This window comes from Sphingomonas sp. LaA6.9, from assembly GCF_022601895.1.
Classification (GTDB): Bacteria; Pseudomonadota; Alphaproteobacteria; order Sphingomonadales; family Sphingomonadaceae; genus Sphingobium_A.
On sequence record NZ_JAKVIO010000019.1, the window covers coordinates 45,524 to 61,449 of the forward strand.

The 15,926-nt window shown below is 66.5% G+C and carries 16 protein-coding genes and 1 other RNA gene; 8 read left to right on the forward strand and 9 right to left on the reverse strand.

Features of this window, described 5'->3' with window-relative positions:
- Nucleotides 1-5 precede the first annotated feature (5 nt).
- Both MKI88_RS11170 and MKI88_RS11175 read left to right on the forward strand, forming a co-directional pair.
- Complete coding sequence (locus tag MKI88_RS11170) at nt 6-1,424, forward strand: D-arabinono-1,4-lactone oxidase (RefSeq protein WP_241631462.1); 1,419 nt, start codon at nt 6-8, stop codon at nt 1,422-1,424.
- Entirely contained in the window at nt 1,414-2,679 is a 1,266-nt protein-coding gene (locus MKI88_RS11175) for an alanine racemase (protein WP_241631463.1), read from the forward strand. Before MKI88_RS11170 ends, MKI88_RS11175 begins: the two co-directional genes overlap by 11 nt.
- A gap of 269 nt (nt 2,680-2,948) precedes the next feature.
- Here the strand turns inward: MKI88_RS11175 and smc are convergent, their stop codons facing one another.
- Genes smc through MKI88_RS11195 form a run of 4 tightly spaced genes read right to left on the reverse strand, consistent with a single transcriptional unit; the run spans nt 2,949 to nt 8,421 of the window.
- A complete protein-coding gene (smc, locus tag MKI88_RS11180; protein ID WP_241631464.1) occupies nt 2,949-6,389 on the reverse strand; it encodes a chromosome segregation protein SMC in 3,441 nt (1,146 codons plus the stop codon).
- Nucleotides 6,390-6,419: 30 nt separating this feature from the next.
- Nucleotides 6,420-7,160, reverse strand: coding sequence for a thioredoxin domain-containing protein (locus MKI88_RS11185; RefSeq protein ID WP_241631465.1), 741 nt, complete (start codon nt 7,158-7,160; stop codon nt 6,420-6,422).
- 23 nt (nt 7,161-7,183) lie between these two features.
- On the reverse strand, nt 7,184-7,873 hold the full coding sequence (locus tag MKI88_RS11190) for a thioredoxin domain-containing protein (protein WP_241631466.1): 690 nt from the start codon (nt 7,871-7,873) through the stop codon (nt 7,184-7,186).
- A complete protein-coding gene (locus MKI88_RS11195) occupies nt 7,870-8,421 on the reverse strand; it encodes a DUF721 domain-containing protein (protein ID WP_407073345.1) in 552 nt (183 codons plus the stop codon). The genes MKI88_RS11190 and MKI88_RS11195 overlap by 4 nt, the downstream gene beginning before the upstream one ends.
- 14 nt (nt 8,422-8,435) lie before the next feature.
- On the opposite strand from MKI88_RS11195, the gene mutY reads away from it, so the two are divergent.
- From mutY to nudC, 3 genes are read left to right on the forward strand one after another with little or no spacing between them, the layout of a single operon-like run.
- Nucleotides 8,436-9,506, forward strand: coding sequence for an A/G-specific adenine glycosylase (mutY, locus tag MKI88_RS11200; RefSeq protein WP_241631468.1), 1,071 nt, complete (start codon nt 8,436-8,438; stop codon nt 9,504-9,506).
- On the forward strand, nt 9,499-10,776 hold the full coding sequence (locus MKI88_RS11205; protein WP_241631469.1) for a serine hydrolase: 1,278 nt from the start codon (nt 9,499-9,501) through the stop codon (nt 10,774-10,776). The genes mutY and MKI88_RS11205 overlap by 8 nt, the downstream gene beginning before the upstream one ends.
- Nucleotides 10,773-11,657, forward strand: a complete 885-nt coding sequence (nudC, locus tag MKI88_RS11210) for an NAD(+) diphosphatase (protein WP_241631470.1) — start codon at nt 10,773-10,775, stop codon at nt 11,655-11,657. Before MKI88_RS11205 ends, nudC begins: the two co-directional genes overlap by 4 nt.
- Before the next feature lie 57 nt (nt 11,658-11,714).
- On the opposite strand, the gene MKI88_RS11215 is transcribed toward nudC, so the two are convergent.
- The 4 genes from MKI88_RS11215 to MKI88_RS11230 form a co-directional block, all read right to left on the reverse strand.
- Complete coding sequence (locus MKI88_RS11215; RefSeq protein ID WP_241631491.1) at nt 11,715-12,209, reverse strand: NUDIX hydrolase; 495 nt, start codon at nt 12,207-12,209, stop codon at nt 11,715-11,717.
- Between the two features lie 55 nt (nt 12,210-12,264).
- Nucleotides 12,265-12,948, reverse strand: coding sequence for a TPM domain-containing protein (locus tag MKI88_RS11220; RefSeq protein WP_241631471.1), 684 nt, complete (start codon nt 12,946-12,948; stop codon nt 12,265-12,267).
- On the reverse strand, nt 12,948-13,721 hold the full coding sequence (locus tag MKI88_RS11225) for a YgcG family protein (protein ID WP_241631472.1): 774 nt from the start codon (nt 13,719-13,721) through the stop codon (nt 12,948-12,950). The genes MKI88_RS11220 and MKI88_RS11225 overlap by 1 nt, the downstream gene beginning before the upstream one ends.
- A 122-nt stretch (nt 13,722-13,843) precedes the next feature.
- Nucleotides 13,844-14,425 (reverse strand): LemA family protein, encoded by a 582-nt coding sequence (locus MKI88_RS11230; RefSeq protein ID WP_241631473.1) that lies wholly within the window; start codon nt 14,423-14,425, stop codon nt 13,844-13,846.
- 106 nt (nt 14,426-14,531) lie between these two features.
- Between MKI88_RS11230 and mscL the strand changes: the two genes are divergently transcribed.
- Both mscL and ssrA read left to right on the forward strand, forming a co-directional pair.
- Complete coding sequence (mscL, locus tag MKI88_RS11235) at nt 14,532-14,948, forward strand: large conductance mechanosensitive channel protein MscL (RefSeq protein ID WP_241631492.1); 417 nt, start codon at nt 14,532-14,534, stop codon at nt 14,946-14,948.
- A 45-nt stretch (nt 14,949-14,993) separates the two neighbouring features.
- Nucleotides 14,994-15,339: a transfer-messenger RNA gene (gene ssrA, locus MKI88_RS11240) on the forward strand.
- Nucleotides 15,340-15,379: 40 nt separating this feature from the next.
- Here ssrA and MKI88_RS21420 read toward each other — a convergent pair.
- On the reverse strand, nt 15,380-15,505 hold the full coding sequence (locus MKI88_RS21420) for a hypothetical protein (protein ID WP_281063734.1): 126 nt from the start codon (nt 15,503-15,505) through the stop codon (nt 15,380-15,382).
- Nucleotides 15,506-15,533: 28 nt separating this feature from the next.
- Between MKI88_RS21420 and MKI88_RS11245 the strand changes: the two genes are divergently transcribed.
- Nucleotides 15,534-15,824, forward strand: coding sequence for a hypothetical protein (locus MKI88_RS11245; protein ID WP_241631474.1), 291 nt, complete (start codon nt 15,534-15,536; stop codon nt 15,822-15,824).
- Nucleotides 15,825-15,926 lie beyond the last annotated feature (102 nt).

A 15,926-nucleotide genomic window follows, 5' to 3' on the forward strand; every position in this document is an offset into this window, starting at 1 on the left:
TGGCTATGGCCCGCATTTCAAGACGCGCGATGCTGATCGGCGGCGGGGTCGTTGGCGCCGGCCTGCTCGGCGCCGCGGGCCTTGCCGGACGCCGCATATGGCTGGATCGCGAGCCCGAGGCGCTGCCGCTCCAGGACGACAAGGCGCGGCTGCTCTGGCAGAACTGGTCGGGCACCGAATATGCCTATCCCGCCACGCGCGCGGCGCCGCGCAGCGAGGACGAACTCGTCGCGTTGCTCAGGACCGCAACCGCGCCGATCCGCCCGGTGGGTTCGGGGCACAGCTTCACCGGGCTCGTTCCGACACCGGGTACGCTGCTCACGCTGGACGGGCTGAGCGGGCTTGTCGGGCATGATGCGGCGACCAGCCGGGCGGTCGTGCGCGGCGGCACGCGGCTTGGCGCGCTCGGCCCGGCGCTCTCGGCGATCGGGCAGGAAATGTCCAACTTGCCCGACATCAACAAGCAGTCGCTCGCAGGGGCGCTCGCAACGGGCACGCACGGCACCGGGCGCGGCATCCGCGCGCTCCACGGCGATGTCGTCGCATTGAGGCTGGCGACGCCCTCGGGCGATCTGATCGATTGCGACGCAACGACGCATCCCGAACTCTTCAACGCTGCGCGCGTCGGACTCGGCGCCTTCGGCGTGGTCACTCAGGTAACGCTGCAGAACCGCCCCCTCACGCGCGTCCTCAAACGAACCTGGCTGCTGCCGACTGAAGAGGTACTGGCGCGCTGGCCCGCACTCCGCCAGCAGCACCGCAATGTCGAATTTCTTGTGCTGCCATTTACCGGCTATGCGGTGGTGATCACGCACGACGAGACTGACCGGCCTATCAAGCCACGCGGTCCCGATCGCGATACCGAGACGCTGATGGGGCTGAAGCGCCTGCGCGACATCTTCGAGTTCGCGTCACCGCTGCGTATCGCCGCGGCCAAAGAGGCGCTGAAGGACATTCCACCCGAGGAAATGGTCGACGACGGCTGGAAGCTGCTCTCCAACGAACGCCCCGTGCGCTTCAAGGAGATCGAATATCACCTGCCGATCGACGCACAGATCCCCGCGCTGCGCGAGATACTGGAGGTGATCGAGACACGCCGTCCCGACGTGTTCTTCCCCATCGAGGCACGCGTGATTGCCCCCGACGACGCCTGGCTTTCGCCCTTCAACGGCCGCGAGACCGGGTCGATCGCGGTCCATGCCTGGTACAAGGACGATCACGATTTCTTCTTCAGCCTGATCGAACCGATCTTCCGACGCTATGAAGGCCGGCCGCACTGGGGCAAACTGCACAGTCTGAAAGCGCGCGATTTCGCCGCGCTCTACCCGAACTGGCGTGAGGCGCAGGAAGTGCGCCGCGCGCTCGATCCGGAGGGCCGGATGCTCAACGATTATCTCAAGCGGATCCTTGTCGATGAAGCGTAGCTGGACGCGCCGTGCCGCGATGATTGGGGGCGGGGCGATCGCGCTTGGCGGCGTGGGGCTGTTCGCATCGCGCAAACCCGATCGTGGCGGCGCGCATGATGCCTATTTCACGGGATTGTCCGCAGCGCTTCGCGAGGCCGGCATTGCGCACCCCGTACTCGTAATCGATCAGACGCAGCTGGCGCACAACATGGCCGTCACTCGCGCGGCACTGTCGCCAGCGAAGCTGCCGCTGCGCGTCGTCGTGAAGTCCTTGCCCGCTCCCGCGCTGATCGAAGCCGTGATGAAGGGCATGGCGACCGACCGCCTCATGGTTTTCAACGGCGCGATGCTCGCCGACATGGCAAGACTGCATCCCGATGCCGACATGCTCCTCGGCAAGCCACTGCCTGCGCAGCAACTCGCACAGTTTCTCGATACCGCCGGGGTCGATGCCGCATCGAAGGTGCAATGGCTGGTCGATACGCCGGAACGCATCGCGCAATATGCCGCCATCGCGCGCGCACGGAACGCGCGACTGCGGCTCAGTTTCGAGATTGATGTCGGGCTCCATCGCGGCGGCTTCCCCGATGCGCCGGCGCTTGCTTCAGCCGTGCGCAGCGCGCGCGCTGAACCCGCTTTCGAGATAGCAGGGCTGATGGGCTATGACCCGCACGTCCCCAAAATGTCTGATCCCGACACGGCCTATGCGCGGTCGCAGGATCAGTACCGCGCCGCTATCGCGACCTTGCGCGAGGTGGCAGCGCTCGACCCCGCAGCGCTGACGCTCAACGGTGCGGGCAGCCCGACCTTCGTCCGCCACGCGCGGGGGACGGTCGCCAGCGAGGTGTCCGTTGGTTCGGCTTTCGTGAAGCCAGCCGATTTCGATCTCCCCGATCTTGCACGACATGTGCCTGCCGCGCTCATCGCCACTCCGGTCATCAAGGAGGGGCAAATGCGCCTGCCGGGCGCCGAATGGCTTTCCGGGCCGATGGGGTTCATCAATCCCAATACCAGCCGCGCCTTCTTCATCTATGGCGGCCACTGGCTCGCGACGCCTGTCTCTCCGCCGGGGCTCGAATATAGCGATCTGTTCGGCCGGTCGAGCAATCAGGAAATGCTGACGGGATCGCACCGCGTCACCCTAAAGCCCGACGATTTCGTGTTCTTGCGCCCCACTCAGAGCGAAGCCGTGCTCCTGCAGTTCGGCGATATCGCGCTGTTCGACGGCAAGGCGATCACTGGCTACTGGCCGACGCTGAACGTGTCAGCATGAGCGCCTGGCGGTGGCGGGGCCAATGGACACAAAGCGCGGCCACCGAACGGTCACGGTGACTGTATTCACGTCCGGTATTCGCGAATCCTAACTGAAAATGGGCAGGTCGCGCTCGGCCAATCCCGGCTTCAACATTTGAAATGAACGAATGGCTGGTTTTGGGCACCTCGCAAGACCAGCTCAACGTCCAACATGTCGTCGAATGCCGCCGGTCCGTCTTGGCAAAACTATGACCTGGGCTGTGGCGACCCGCCCAGCCTCTTCTCGCCTTACTCCGCCGCCAGCAATTGCTCCGCCCCGCCGAGATCCACCGAGACGAGGCGGCTCACGCCCTGTTCGACCATGGTCACGCCGAACAGGCGGTGCATGCGGCTCATCGTCACCGCATTGTGCGTGACGATCAGGTAGCGCGTCTCGGTTTCGCGCGTCATCGCGTCGAGCAAGTCGCAGAAGCGCTCGATATTGGCGTCGTCGAGCGGCGCGTCGACCTCGTCGAGCACGCAGATCGGCGCGGGATTGGTAAGGAACAGTCCGAAGATCAGCGCGACTGCGGTCAGCGCCTGCTCGCCGCCCGAAAGCAGTGTGAGCGTCGTCAGCTTCTTGCCCGGCGGCTGCGCCATGATCTCGAGCCCGGCCTCGAGCGGATCGTCCGAATCGACGAGTTCGAGATGCGCCTGTCCGCCATTGAACAGCGTCGCGAAAAGGCGGCTGAAGTGGCCGTTGACCGCCTCGAAGGCGGCGAGCAGCCGCTGCCGTCCTTCGCGGTTGAGGTTTCCGATCGAACCGCGCAGCCGGTTGATCGCGAGGCCGAGTTCCTCGCGCTCGGCGGCGGAGGTCGCGCGCTCGGCCTCGATCTCGGCGAGTTCCTGTTCGGCGACAAGGTTGACCGGGCCGATGCGCTCGCGGTCGACGCTCAGCCTGTCGAGCCGCGCGGATTCATCCTCGGAGGCGCCGACCTCGGCGCTGACGAAGCCGACCTTCTGGGGCAACACCGGGGGCGGGCATTCGAATCGCTCGCCCGAGATGCGCCCCATTTCGATGCGACGCGCTTCCTGGTTCTCAGCACGCGCCACGGCACCTGCGCGTTGCTCGCGCGCCTCGGCGAGCGCCTCGCCCGCCTGCGCGGAGGCGGTTTCGGTCTTGCGCAATTCGGCTTCGGCCTCGCGTTCAGCGTCCGCGAGCGCCTGCGCCGCGACCGATAGCTGCGCGACCTCGACCTCGAGCGCGCCGATCCTCCCGTCGAGCGCGGCGGGCGCATCCGCCAGCGTCAGCGCTTCCTTCTCCGCCGCCTCGGCGCGTTTGGCGAGATCCTCGACGCGCTTCGCGGCTTCACCCGCACGCGCGCGCCAGCCCTTTGCCTCGGCGAGCGCAGCGGCATGACGCTCGCGATCGGCAGCGATGCTGCGATCGAGCGTCGCGCTTTCGGCCTTGAGCTGCGCAACCTTTGTACGGGCCGATTCATTGCCCGCCTGCAGCGAAGCCACGAGCGTCGCGGTCGCGCTGCCATCGGGAAGCGCCGTCACCGTCGCCTCGGCCGATTGCGCTTCTGCTCCCGCTTCACCGCGTTCGGCGTCCGCGCGTGCGATCCGCTCGGCCATTTCGGCGCGACGCGCGGTGAGCCGTTCGATCTGGCCTTGTGCCTGGTCTTCCTCGCGCGCTGCGGCGCGTGTGACCTGTTCGGCGCGGGTCAGCGCGGCACGCGCGGCATCGGCAGCGGCGCGCGCGGCATCCATGCCGGATCGGGCGGCTTCGGCATCCTGCGCGGCATGGGCAACCGCGGCCTCGGCATCGGGAAGATGCGCCTCGATCTCGGCAAGCCGATTGAGCCGGATCAGCCGTTCGGCCGCCGCAGCGCCGCCTTCGCGCGCGACATAGCCGTCCCAGCGACGCAGCACGCCACCCAGCGTCACCAGCCGCTGGCCCACCGCGAGCGCAATCCCGCTATCAGTGTCGACAACGCCGATCTGCGCGAGCCTGCGCGCGATCTGCGCGGGCGCTTCAACATGGTCGGCAAGGCATGCGACGCCCTCGGGCAGCGCCGGATCGGCCTTGTATGTGTCGGTGCCCGCCCAATAGCGCGGCCCATCCTCACCGAGCGCCGCGTCGAGGTCATCTCCCAGCGCCGCCGCGAGCGCGCGTTCGTAACCGGGCGCGGCCTTGATCCGATCGAGCAGGCGGTTGCCCGTGCCTTGCTGGTCAACCGCACGCCGCAGCGCCTTCGCTTCGCCTTCGAGCGCCGACAGCGCGGCCTGCGCCGCGGCGACCGCACTCTGCGCCAGATCGCGACGCTCGGCGGCGGCGGCGCGATCGGCCTCTGCGCGCTCGATCGCGGCGGTGGCCTCGATCGCTTCGGCGTCTGCGGATTGCCGCGCGGCAGCCGCCGCCTCGCGCGCTGCGACCAGCGGCGCCTCGTCACCAAGCGCTGCGCTTTCGCCTGCGAGCCGCTGGCACTCGCGTTCGGCGCGTTCAAGCCGCGCCCTTGCGGTCGCAAGCGCGGCCTGCGCGACGCGCGCCTCGGCCTGTTCGCCGGCCTGTGCGGCAAGCGCGCGCGCCAGTTCGACTTCGGCGTCGCGCGCCGCCGTTTCGGCTTCGATCACCGCGCGTTCGAGTGCCGGACGACCTTTTTCGGCATCTGCGACGCGGCGGTCGAGCGTCCTGGCTTCGTCGCCCAACCGGGCCAGCGCCTCGGCAGCGTCCCTTGCCAGCGCGCCCTCGCGGTCGCGATCCTCATCCATGCGCGCGCGTTGCGCGGCAAGCTCGGTGATCCGGCGATCGAGCGCGGTCCGCTCGGTGCGGAGTGCCGTAAGCTGATGCCCCGCCTCGCTCGCCCTTTCGCGCGCGACCAGCGCGGCGGCGCGGCGCTCGGCGAGCACTTTGGTCGTGTCCGCCTGCCATGCGGCAGCCGCACGTTGTGCCTCGGCGGCGCGTGTGACGAGCGCTTCGGCGGCTTCGGCCTCCTTCTTCGCGGTGTCGGCCGCGGCAGCGGCGTCGCGCCAGCGCGCGTAGATCAGGCGTCCCTCGGCAATCCTGATCTCGGCAGAGAGCTTGCGGTAGCGCTCGGCCTGCTTGGCCTGACGGCGCAAATTCTGCGCGCGGACTTCCATGTCGGCGAGCAGTTCGTCGAGCCGGGTGAGGTTTGCCTCGGTCGCGCGCAGCTTCTGCTCGGCATCCTTGCGGCGGACGTGCAGGCCCGCGATCCCCGCGGCCTCCTCGAGCATCTGGCGGCGTTCTGCGGGCTTGGCGGCAATGACCGCGCTGATCTTGCCCTGGCTGACGAGTGCGGGGGAGTGCGCGCCAGTGGCCGCATCGGCGAAAAGCAGCGCAACGTCCTTGGCGCGGACGTCGCGGCCGTTGACGCGGTAGGCCGAGCCCGCCCCTCGCTCGATGCGCCGCACGACCTCGACATCGCCGTCATTGGCGCTGCCGATCGAGCCGAGCGCTGCGGCCGCCGCGGTCTCGGTCAGGATCGATACCTCGGCGAAGCTGCGCGCGGGGCGGGTGGTGGTTCCCGCGAAGATCACGTCTTCCATGCCCGCGCCGCGCATCGAGCGCGCCGAGCTTTCGCCCATCACCCAGCGAATGGCTTCGAGCAGGTTGGATTTGCCGCATCCATTGGGGCCGACGATTCCCGTCAGCCCGTCTTCGATCCTCAGCTCGGCCGGCTCGACAAAGCTCTTGAACCCCGAGAGCTTGAGGCGCCGTATCTTCATGAATGCGCCCCCCGACGCATCGGGCGCGCCTTAGGCGCCCGCGGCGCGGAGCTTGGGCTCCAGCGCTTCCCAGGCGGCGGTGTCAGGCACGACCTGGCCGTTGATCATGAACATCGGCGTGCCGGTGAGGCCATATTCCTCGGTCGCCTTCTTGTTCATCGCGACGAGCTTGTCTACGGCCGCCTTGTCGGCAAGGCACTGGCCAGCCTTCTGGCTGGAGACGCCGCGCTGCTGGACGAACTGGTCGAGCTGGCCCGCCTTTGCGAGTTCGGCGAACTGCTGCGCGGGCGGCAGCGACTGGATGCGCTGGAAGCCGGCTTCGCCGAGCGACTGATAGCGGTTCATCCACTCCGCCTGCTCGCCGAACATCTGCTCGGTAAGCTGGAAATAGGGACCGGCGCCGCCGCAACGCGAGAGCAGCGCCGCGGTCATGTCGATCGGATCACGCACATAGTTGCGGACCTCGAGGCTGACCGTCCCCTTGGAGATGTATTTCTCCTTGAGCGCGGGGACGCCCTTTTCAGCGAACTCGGCGCAGTGCGAGCAGGTGAGCGAGGCATATTCGACAAGCTTCACGGGCGCGTTGGGATTCCCCATCAGGAAGCCGCCATCCTCGGTCTGGGTCACGCTATCCGCCCAGTTCTGTCCTGCCGGGGCGGCGATCGGCGCGGCCGAGGAGGTCGCTTCGCCGGTCTTGGCGTCGTCGCTGCTGCCGCACGCGGCGAGCGCCAGCGTCAGGGAAAGGGCGGTCAGGCCAAAAATGCGCTTCATTGTTCGTTACGCTCCTGCATTGATCATTTTGCTGCCGCGTCGAGCTGCGGCTTCAGCCCCGCCCAGTCCATCGCACCGGCAACGATCGTGCCGTTGATGAGGAAGGCGGGTGTCCCCGGAATCTTGCGCTGCTGCCAGGCCTCGCCCGACATGGCGACGAGCTGGTCGGTCGCGGGCTTGCTCACAAGGCAGGCCTGCGCTTTGGCGGGCGCCATGCCGCGCGCCTGCATCAGCGCGGTCAGCCCCGAACCGCCCGCGATTTCGGCCAGCGCCTTTGCCTGAGGCATGCCCTGGAGCCGGTCGGCATTGGCCCTGTGAAATTCGATGCCCTTGTTCATCCATTCGGTCTGTTTGGCAAAAATTGCTTCGCTATGACCGAGAAAACGGGCGGGGCCGTCGCAACGCGCGAGCAGCGATGCGGCGAGGTCGAGCGGATCGCGCACCGCGTGGCGCACCTCGATGCTCGTCCCCCCCTTGGCGACATAGTCCTGTTTGAGTGTGGTCGAGGCCTCGCCGACGAAATGCGCGCAATGGTTGCAGGTATAGCTGAGATACTCGACCAGCTTCGCCTTGGCGGCAGGATTCCCAATCACATAGCTGCCCGTGGACGTGGTCGCCACGGTTGTGACCCAGTTGCGCGCCGCGGGCTGGGCGGCGACTGCGGCGACACCTGCGCCGGCCAGTGCAAATGCGAATAGAAATGCGGATTTCACGTCTTGTCCCCATCGATAACGGGCGCGCCGTGCGATGCCGCGACGCCGCGCGCAAGCGATTCGAGCACCGCCTTGAGCTCGGGATCGGCAATTGTGCGCAGGCTGTCGCCAAGCTCGAGCGGAATCGGCTTCAACGACGGCGGCGCGGCGCGCCTGGGTGCCGGCTTGGGCGCTGCGCCCTGGCGGATCGCGAGCCGCGCGACGGCGGGATAGCCGAAGAAGCGGTTGACGCGCTCGATGATCTCGGGCGCGACATGCTGCATCATCGGAGCATGCGCGCCGGCGACCGAAAGCGTCAGCACGCCGTCGGCGCGCGACCCTTGCGGAAATCGGATCGATTCGGGGGACGAGACATCGGCGTAGCGGCTGCCGACAATCTCTGCCCAGCGACTGACCACCGCGCTCTGCACGAAACCGAATCGGCGATACGCGGCGCGGCCGATATCGGGCAGCATCTCGGAAACGGTGCGCGCACGCCCGCCCCGCGGCCGCCCTGCGTCCGTCTGCCCCTTTTTCTGCCCACGCCTTTCGCTCATTGGTCCCTCCATGCCATAGCCGACCCATGCCAGTCGATATGCCATTGGAGGAACGGGTCGAAATCCCGGCTGCGCTGTTGCGCTGGTACGACGCCCATGCGCGCGCTCTGCCCTGGCGAAGCCCGCCGGGAGCGCCCGCGCCCGCGGCTTATCGCGTCTGGCTTTCCGAAGTCATGCTGCAGCAGACCACGGTTGCCGCGGTAAAGTCCTATTTTGAGGCCTTCACCACGCGCTGGCCGACGGTCGAGGCGCTTGCCGCAGCGGATGAGGCCGAGGTGATGAGCGCATGGGCAGGACTTGGCTATTATGCCCGCGCGCGCAACATGCTCGCCTGTGCACGTGCGGTCATGCGCGACCATGGCGGGTGCTTCCCTGATACCGAGACGGAACTGCGCGCGTTGCCCGGAATCGGCGCCTACACAGCGGCAGCGGTCGCCGCGATCGCCTTTGGCCGCCGTGCCGTTGTCGTCGATGCCAATGTCGAGCGCGTCGTCGCGCGGCTGTTTGCGGTGGAGGAGGCGCTTCCCGCGGCCAAAGCGGTGCTGCATGCGCTCGCCGACAGCATCACGCCACCGACGCGCGCGGGCGACTTTGCGCAGGCGATGATGGATCTGGGCGCGACGCTGTGTTCACCGCGCAAGCCGGCCTGCGCGCTGTGTCCGCTCCAGGCGCCCTGTGCCGCCCGCGCGCTCGGCACGGCCGAGCGCTTCCCGATCAAGGCGGCGACGAAGGCGCGGCCGCGACGCTTCGGGACCGTGTTCTGGGTGGAGCGTGACGGGCATGTCCTGCTGGTGACGCGCGAGAGCAAGGGGTTGCTCGGCGGGATGCGCGCCTTGCCCACCGGTCCCTGGCAGGACGAGGCACCCGGGCTGGCCGACGCGCCGCTGGGCGGCGACTGGCGGATCGGTGCGACCGAAGTCTCGCATGTTTTCACGCACTTCGCGCTCGATCTCGCGATCGCGCGACTACGGGTCGAAAAAGGTTGCACCGAAAAACCCGCCGGGGAATGGTGGCCGATACAGCGGCTCGACACCGCGGGCTTGCCCACGGTGTTCGCAAAGGCGGCGCGCAAGGTTCTGGAGGACAGGAATGGCTGACATGATGCTCGAACGGCGTGATTTTCTTCGCAGCCTCGGTGCGCTCGGCGCGATCGGGGCGCTGCCGTCGGGCGCATGGGCGCGTGTCGCGGGCGATGACTGGTTCAAGGTCCAGTCCTATCTCGCGCAGCTTGTGCCCGCCAAACTCCCCGCGCTGGCCGCGGCGATCGGCCGCAACACCGCCGATGCCGATTTTCTTGCTATGGGCACGCTTGGCCGCGACAGGCCGACGCCGCTAAACATCGACACGCTGTGGCGCGTCTATTCGATGACCAAGCCGATCACGGGCATGGCAGCGATGATGCTGATCGAGGACGGCAGGCTGAAGCTCGACCAGAATATCGCCGATTTCATCCCGGGTTTCGCAAACCCCAAGGTGCAGCTCTCGCCCGATACGCTCGAAGGCCGCCCCGCCAAAGGGCCCGTCACGGTCCGTCACCTGCTGACGCACACCGCAGGGCTCGGCTATTCGATCATCACCAAGGGGCCATTGCTCCAGGAATATCTGCGGCTGGGGCTCACCCCGGCCGCGCTCAGCCGTACAGCGAAGCTCGATGCCAGCACCCAACCCACGGCGCCCAGTCTGAAGGAATTTGCCGATCGGCTCGCGACGCTGCCGCTGATCGCCGATCCGGGCTCGAAATTCAGCTACTCGATGAGCCTCGACCTGCTCGGGCGCGTGATCGAGGTGGCGTCGGGCAAGCCGTTCGACGTTTTCCTGCAGGAACGCATGTTCGATCCGCTCGGCATGAAGAGCACCTATTGGCGCGTGCCCGAAGGCGAGGCGGGCCGCTTCGTCACCAATTACATGGTCACGCCGCAGGGACTGCAGCCCGTCGATCCCGCTGCATCGAGCGTCTATCTCGACGCGCCTCCCTTTCCCTTTGGCGGCGCCGGGCTGGTTATGAGCGCGCGCGACTATGACCGCTTCCTGCAGATGCTGATGGGCTGGGGGGCGGTGAACGGGGTGCGCGTGATGAAGCCCGAAACCGCGCGCCTCGGCATGTCCAACCTGCTGCCCGAAGGCGTGACTCTGGGCGAGGGCTTTCCGCCCGGCACCGTTTTCGGTGCGGGCGGGCGCGTCGCCGCGCGATCCGTTGCGGGTGGCGAAGGGGCGGGCGCCTATGGCTGGTCGGGCGCGGCGGGGACGGTCGCCTGGGTCGATCCGCTGCGTGGCATCCGCGCCTGCGGCTTTGCGCAGTTCCTGCCCTTCGGCACCTTCCCGTTCCAGACCGATTTCCCCAAGATCGTCTACGCAAGCATCGCATGATCAGTCAGCATCTTCCGGGTTTCACGGGCAGCACGCTCGACCGCGCCGATCTGGTGCGCACCAATCCCGAGCAATTGGGCGCGATGATGGGCAGCCTCTCGGCAAGGTTGCTCGCGCTTGACGGTATCGACCCCGTGCTCGACGCCGACGGAATGCTGGTCTGGATAAGCCTGGCCGAAGCCGATCCCGCAAGCGAGCTGATCTTTCTCGGGCTGATCGACGGCAAGCCCCGCTTTGCCGAGGTGCGCCCCGATCTGCCCGATGGCGTCGAGCGATCGAACGCGATCTTCCGCATGCTTGGGCTGATGCCGCCGGGTGAGGCGGGGACCTATGCGGCCGCGCGCAGCCTGATCGACTGGCATGTGCGTCACGGCTTCTGCGCGCGGTGCGGCACGCCGACCGCGATGTTCCGCGGCGGCTGGGGGCGCAAGTGCGACGCGTGCAATGCGGAACATTATCCGCGCGTCGACCCCGTGGTGATCATGCTCGCCGAATTTGACGGAAGGGTGCTCGTCGGGCGCCAGCCACGCTATCCCGCAGGGCGTTATTCTGCGCTGGCCGGGTTCCTCGAACCCGGCGAATCGCTCGAGGAGGCGGTCGCGCGCGAACTCTTTGAGGAGGCGGGGCTACGGGCTTCCAACGTCCGCTATGTCGTCAGCCAGCCCTGGCCCTTTCCCTCATCACTGATGATGGCCTGCGTTGCCGATGTCGACAGCGCCGAACTCACCATCGACTATACCGAGCTTGAGGACGCGATCTGGGTGACGCGCGAGGAGGTTCAGGCCTCGCTCGACGGCGATCCCGACGCGCCATTCCTGCCGCCGCCACCCTATGCCATCGCGTACACGCTGTTCCAGCGCTGGCTGGAAGGGGCGGATTAGGGTCTATCTGAGCACTTCCCGATCGAAAAACCGGTTCCCACTTCTGCGGGAAGTGCCCTACCGCAGGATGTCGGCGGCGAGCAGCAGCAGCATCTTGGCGTCGATGACAAAGCCCTGATTTCGCTTCGCCGCGACGAATTGCGTGACCTCGGCCAGTGGGACGCGGTGGACGATGATGTGTTCGTCCTCGACCCCTCCACCTTCGCCTACGCGCGCAAGTCCCGTTGCACGCACCAGATCGAAGGTTTCGGAAACCATGCCCGGCGAGGAGGCGAAGCGACCGATCAGCTCGATCTTCTCGGCGTGATAGCCCGTCTCTTCCTCGAGCTCGCGCGCGGCCGCGATCTCGACGGGCTCGCCTTCCTCGTCATCGCCGACCAGCCCCGCGGGCAGTTCGAGGCAGGGGGCTTTCAGCGGATGGCGATATTGCTCGACCAGCAGGACATGGCCGTCGTCGATCGCGACGATCACCGCCGCGTTGATGTTGCGGGCGCGCGAGACATATTCCCACTTGCCCTCCTGCTTGGCCACGATGAAGCGGCCATGCCACATGATTTCGACGGGATCTGACACAGGTGACTCCGGTTGGGTAGGTGCGATCGCAGCGTTACAGCTCGATCAGCCTGTCGGGAAGCTCGTTGGGATCTTCGTGATCCTTGGGAAAGTGCGCCGCGAGGATCTTGCCGACCTCGGCCACCGCTGCGGCCATGCCCGCGCCGGGATGGCCGTCGCGGACCCGGTCGATGAGCGCAGCCATCGCGTCGCCCCATGCCTCGGGCGCGACCGCGCGGTGCACGGCCTCATCGGCCACGATCTCGGCCATATGTTCGCGCATCGAAAGATAGATGAGCACGCCCGTCCGCTTCATCGTGCGGCTTTCGGCGCCGACCTTGAAATACTGGATCGCGCGCCGCCGGACGCGCCGCGCCTTGGTCGCGCGCGGGGTGAGCGCCAGCCTGAGCGGCGTCCATGCGAGGATGTAGCGCACCGCAAGAAATTTGAGCGCGAGCAGCACGAAGATGACGGGCAGTATTTCGCCGAGCGTGAATTCATGCTCCCAGCCGCTCGCGAGCCAGGTGAGCAGCGCGATGATCTTTTCGGGGAACACCGCGAACAGCGCGAGCGCGAGGAACATGATGCCGATCGCCCAGTGCAGCGCGGCGTCGTGATAGGCGTCCGAGACGTCGGTGACGATCGTCACGATCTCGCCATCGGTGCCGCGCTCGGCCTCTGACACTGCCGCGCTCACCAGCGCATGATCGGCCTCGCTCAGCCGGTTGACCTTCGCCATCACCAATCCCCCGATGCGCCGCCACCGCCGAACGAGCCGCCTCCGCCGCCCCAGGAACCACCCCCGGAGCCACCGCCCCATGAACCTCCGCCCGAGCCGCCGCCCCAGTCACCCGGTCCCCAGATCACGATCGGACCATGCCCGCGCCGATATTTGCGGCCGCGCCGGCCGCCGAAGAACATCGGAATCACGATGAACATGATGACGATGATCCAGAAGATCAGCGCGATCGGCACGTCGCCATCGCCCTTGTCCTTTTCGGCGGCGAGCAGTTCCTGCTGCCGCTTCGCCGCCTCGTCCGCGGGCAGGCTGATCTGCGTGATAACGGCATCGGCGCCCGCGACGATTCCGCCCGCCATGTCGCCGTCGCGGAATTTGGGCAGGATTGCGCGGTTGATGATCACGCTCGACAGCGCGTCGGTCAGTATGGGTTCGAGCCCATAGCCGACCTCGATCCGCACCTTGCGCTCATTGGGTGCCACGAGCAGCAGCACCCCGTCGTTCTTTTCCTCGGTGCCGATGCCCCAGTGGCGCCCCAGCCGATAGCCATAATTCTGGATGTCGCGCCCCTCGAGGCTGTCGACCGTCGCGACGACGAACTGCCGCCCGCTCGCCTTTTCGAGCGCCTCGGCCTTTGAACTGATCCCTGCCTCCTGCGCCGGATCGAGCAGGTTCGCCTGATCGACCACGCGCCCCGTCAGCGGCGGGAAGGTTTGCGCCCATGCAGGTGCCGCGAGGAGCAGCAGGAGCGCGAGGAGCAGCCACCTCATCATGTCATTCCCGCGAAAGCGGGAATCCATGAACACCGTATCGGGAAGCGTTCTCATGACTTCGTGTTCCTGGATCCCCGCTTTCGCCGGGATGACAAGGAGGGGGGGCAGGGGCGGCGACCGCCTCAGCCGAAATTCACCTTGGGCGCCTGCTCCGAACCCGGTTGCGCCTGATAGGGCGTCATCGGCTTGGCGCCGTGGATGATCTTGGCGCCGATCAGGTCGGGGAAGGTGCGGATCGTGGTGTTATAGCTCTGCACCGCCTCGTTATAATCCTTGATCGAGACGTTGATGCGGTTCTCCGTGCCCTCCAGCTGCGATTGCAGCGCGAGGAAATTCTCGTTGGACTTGAGCTCGGGATAGGCCTCGACCGTCGCGAGCAGCCGCCCCAGCGAGCCCGACAGCGCACCCTGTGCCTGCTGGAACTGCGCCACCTTGGCGGGATCGCTCAGGTCTTCCGCGCTCACCTGCACCGAGGTTGCCTTGGCGCGCGCCTCGGTTACCTGAGTCAGCACGTCCTTTTCCTGCGCGGCATAGCCCTTCACGGTCTCGACCAGATTGGGGACGAGGTCGGCGCGGCGCTGATAGTCCGCCTGGACGTTCGCCCATTTGGCCTTGGCGTTTTCCTCGGCGGTCGGAACGCTGTTGATCCCGCAGCCCGCGAGCGTCGCGGCGAGGGCAAGCCCGGTCAAGAAACGCAGCTTCATGGCAATCCCCTTTGAAGAATGGACTTTCATGATAAAAACCCTTGGCCCGTTTGTCGAAGCCAAAGCGCAGATGGGCACGTTACGGCAGCACAACAAGGGGAAGGTCATGCTGAGGGAGTTCAGGGAATTCATCGCACGCGGCAACGTCCTCGACCTCGCGGTCGCGGTCATCATCGGCGCGGCCTTCGGCAAGATCGTCACCTCGCTGACCGAAGATCTCGTCATGCCCGTGATCGGCGCGATATTCGGCAAGGTCGATTTCACTTCGCTGTTCGTCATTCTCGGCGATGTCCCGGCGGATTATAAAGGCTCGCTCGCTGACTATACGGCATTGAAGGCCGCGGGCGTGCCGCTCTTCGGCTATGGCCATTTCGTGACCGAGGTGATCAATTTCGTGATCATCGCCTTTGCGATCTTCCTGATCGTCAAGGCTGCCAACAGGATCAACAGGCCCGCCGAAGCGCCCGCCGGCCCCACCGAGATCGAACTGCTCACCGAAATCCGCGACGCACTCAAGAAGTGAGCTCCGGGCGGACATGCCGGGGGCATGTTCGGTTTGCGAACGCGTCCACTTTTCATTCACCGAACAGTCCCTATATTGGCGGGTGCCGGATTCGTCCGGCTATGGCGATAAATTGTGTCGTGAAATAGATGCAGCGGACCCGGGGGCGGTACCCGGCGGCTCCACCATAACCTTCCGGCAACGGGGGATTTTGACGGGGCCGAACTAGGATCGACGTGTATTGAAAGACGATGTTTTTGCCCGGCCTGAATGCGCCGTAAAACCGTTCAAAACCACAAGTGCCAACGATAACGAAGCACTCGCTCTCGCAGCGTAATTTTGGAGCTAACGCTCTGAAATTATTCTAAAAGAACGCGGTTCGGGCCGAACCGGGCAACAGAATCGGACTCCAGCGGCCTCCGGGAGGGCCGGGCAACAGAACCTCCCGGACCTCATCGTCCCGGCACGAAGGTGCGCAGTTCATCGCGCGCCGCTCTCCCCGTCATGCCGTCTTCATCAACTCGTCGCATTTTTTGGAACGCATTGCGCGCCCGCGCCTTTTGCCAGTTCCGCCGCATGTACGCGGCTCCTGCACAGGGGACTGTAATGAAGACTGTTGTGAAATCGATCGCGCTGGCCGGCCTTGCGACGCTGGCCGCCTGCGGGGGCCAGACGCCCACCGAGAACGTCGCCGACAATGTCGAGGCGGTGACCGACAACCAGGCGGATACGATCGACGCGATGGCCGACAATGCGACCAACGATGTTGTCGAGGAGCAGCTCGAGAACCAGGCCGATGCGGTCCGCGACGCAGGCGAGGCAAAGGCCGACGCGATTGAAAACGGCGCGCTCAACGCCGCAACCGCGACCAACGCCACGAATTCGACCGGACAGTAACTTTCGCCGGGTCGTCAGGGCCGGGACGCTGCGTATCGCGGCCCGGCCCGTACCACATCCTGAAAAGGGGGCGTCCGAAGGGCACCCCTTTTTTCATTGCTG

Excerpts from the sequence above, each read along its gene's own strand:
- mutY (WP_241631468.1), top strand. The coding sequence starts at position 8,436 with ATGCCAGTCGATATGCCATTGGAGGAACGGGTCGAAATCCCGGCTGCG.
- MKI88_RS11195 (WP_407073345.1), bottom strand. The coding sequence starts at position 8,421 with ATGGAGGGACCAATGAGCGAAAGGCGTGGGCAGAAAAAGGGGCAGACG.
- MKI88_RS11220 (WP_241631471.1), bottom strand. The coding sequence starts at position 12,948 with ATGGCGAAGGTCAACCGGCTGAGCGAGGCCGATCATGCGCTGGTGAGC.
- smc (WP_241631464.1), bottom strand. The coding sequence starts at position 6,389 with ATGAAGATACGGCGCCTCAAGCTCTCGGGGTTCAAGAGCTTTGTCGAG.
- MKI88_RS11225 (WP_241631472.1), bottom strand. The coding sequence starts at position 13,721 with ATGATGAGGTGGCTGCTCCTCGCGCTCCTGCTGCTCCTCGCGGCACCT.
- MKI88_RS11230 (WP_241631473.1), bottom strand. The coding sequence starts at position 14,425 with ATGAAGCTGCGTTTCTTGACCGGGCTTGCCCTCGCCGCGACGCTCGCG.
- MKI88_RS11205 (WP_241631469.1), top strand. The coding sequence starts at position 9,499 with ATGGCTGACATGATGCTCGAACGGCGTGATTTTCTTCGCAGCCTCGGT.
- MKI88_RS21420 (WP_281063734.1), bottom strand. The coding sequence starts at position 15,505 with ATGCGGCGGAACTGGCAAAAGGCGCGGGCGCGCAATGCGTTCCAAAAA.
- MKI88_RS11170 (WP_241631462.1), top strand. The coding sequence starts at position 6 with ATGGCCCGCATTTCAAGACGCGCGATGCTGATCGGCGGCGGGGTCGTT.
- MKI88_RS11185 (WP_241631465.1), bottom strand. The coding sequence starts at position 7,160 with ATGAAGCGCATTTTTGGCCTGACCGCCCTTTCCCTGACGCTGGCGCTC.
- MKI88_RS11245 (WP_241631474.1), top strand. The coding sequence starts at position 15,534 with ATGAAGACTGTTGTGAAATCGATCGCGCTGGCCGGCCTTGCGACGCTG.
- MKI88_RS11175 (WP_241631463.1), top strand. The coding sequence starts at position 1,414 with ATGAAGCGTAGCTGGACGCGCCGTGCCGCGATGATTGGGGGCGGGGCG.
- MKI88_RS11215 (WP_241631491.1), bottom strand. The coding sequence starts at position 12,209 with ATGTGGCATGGCCGCTTCATCGTGGCCAAGCAGGAGGGCAAGTGGGAA.
- mscL (WP_241631492.1), top strand. The coding sequence starts at position 14,532 with ATGCTGAGGGAGTTCAGGGAATTCATCGCACGCGGCAACGTCCTCGAC.
- nudC (WP_241631470.1), top strand. The coding sequence starts at position 10,773 with ATGATCAGTCAGCATCTTCCGGGTTTCACGGGCAGCACGCTCGACCGC.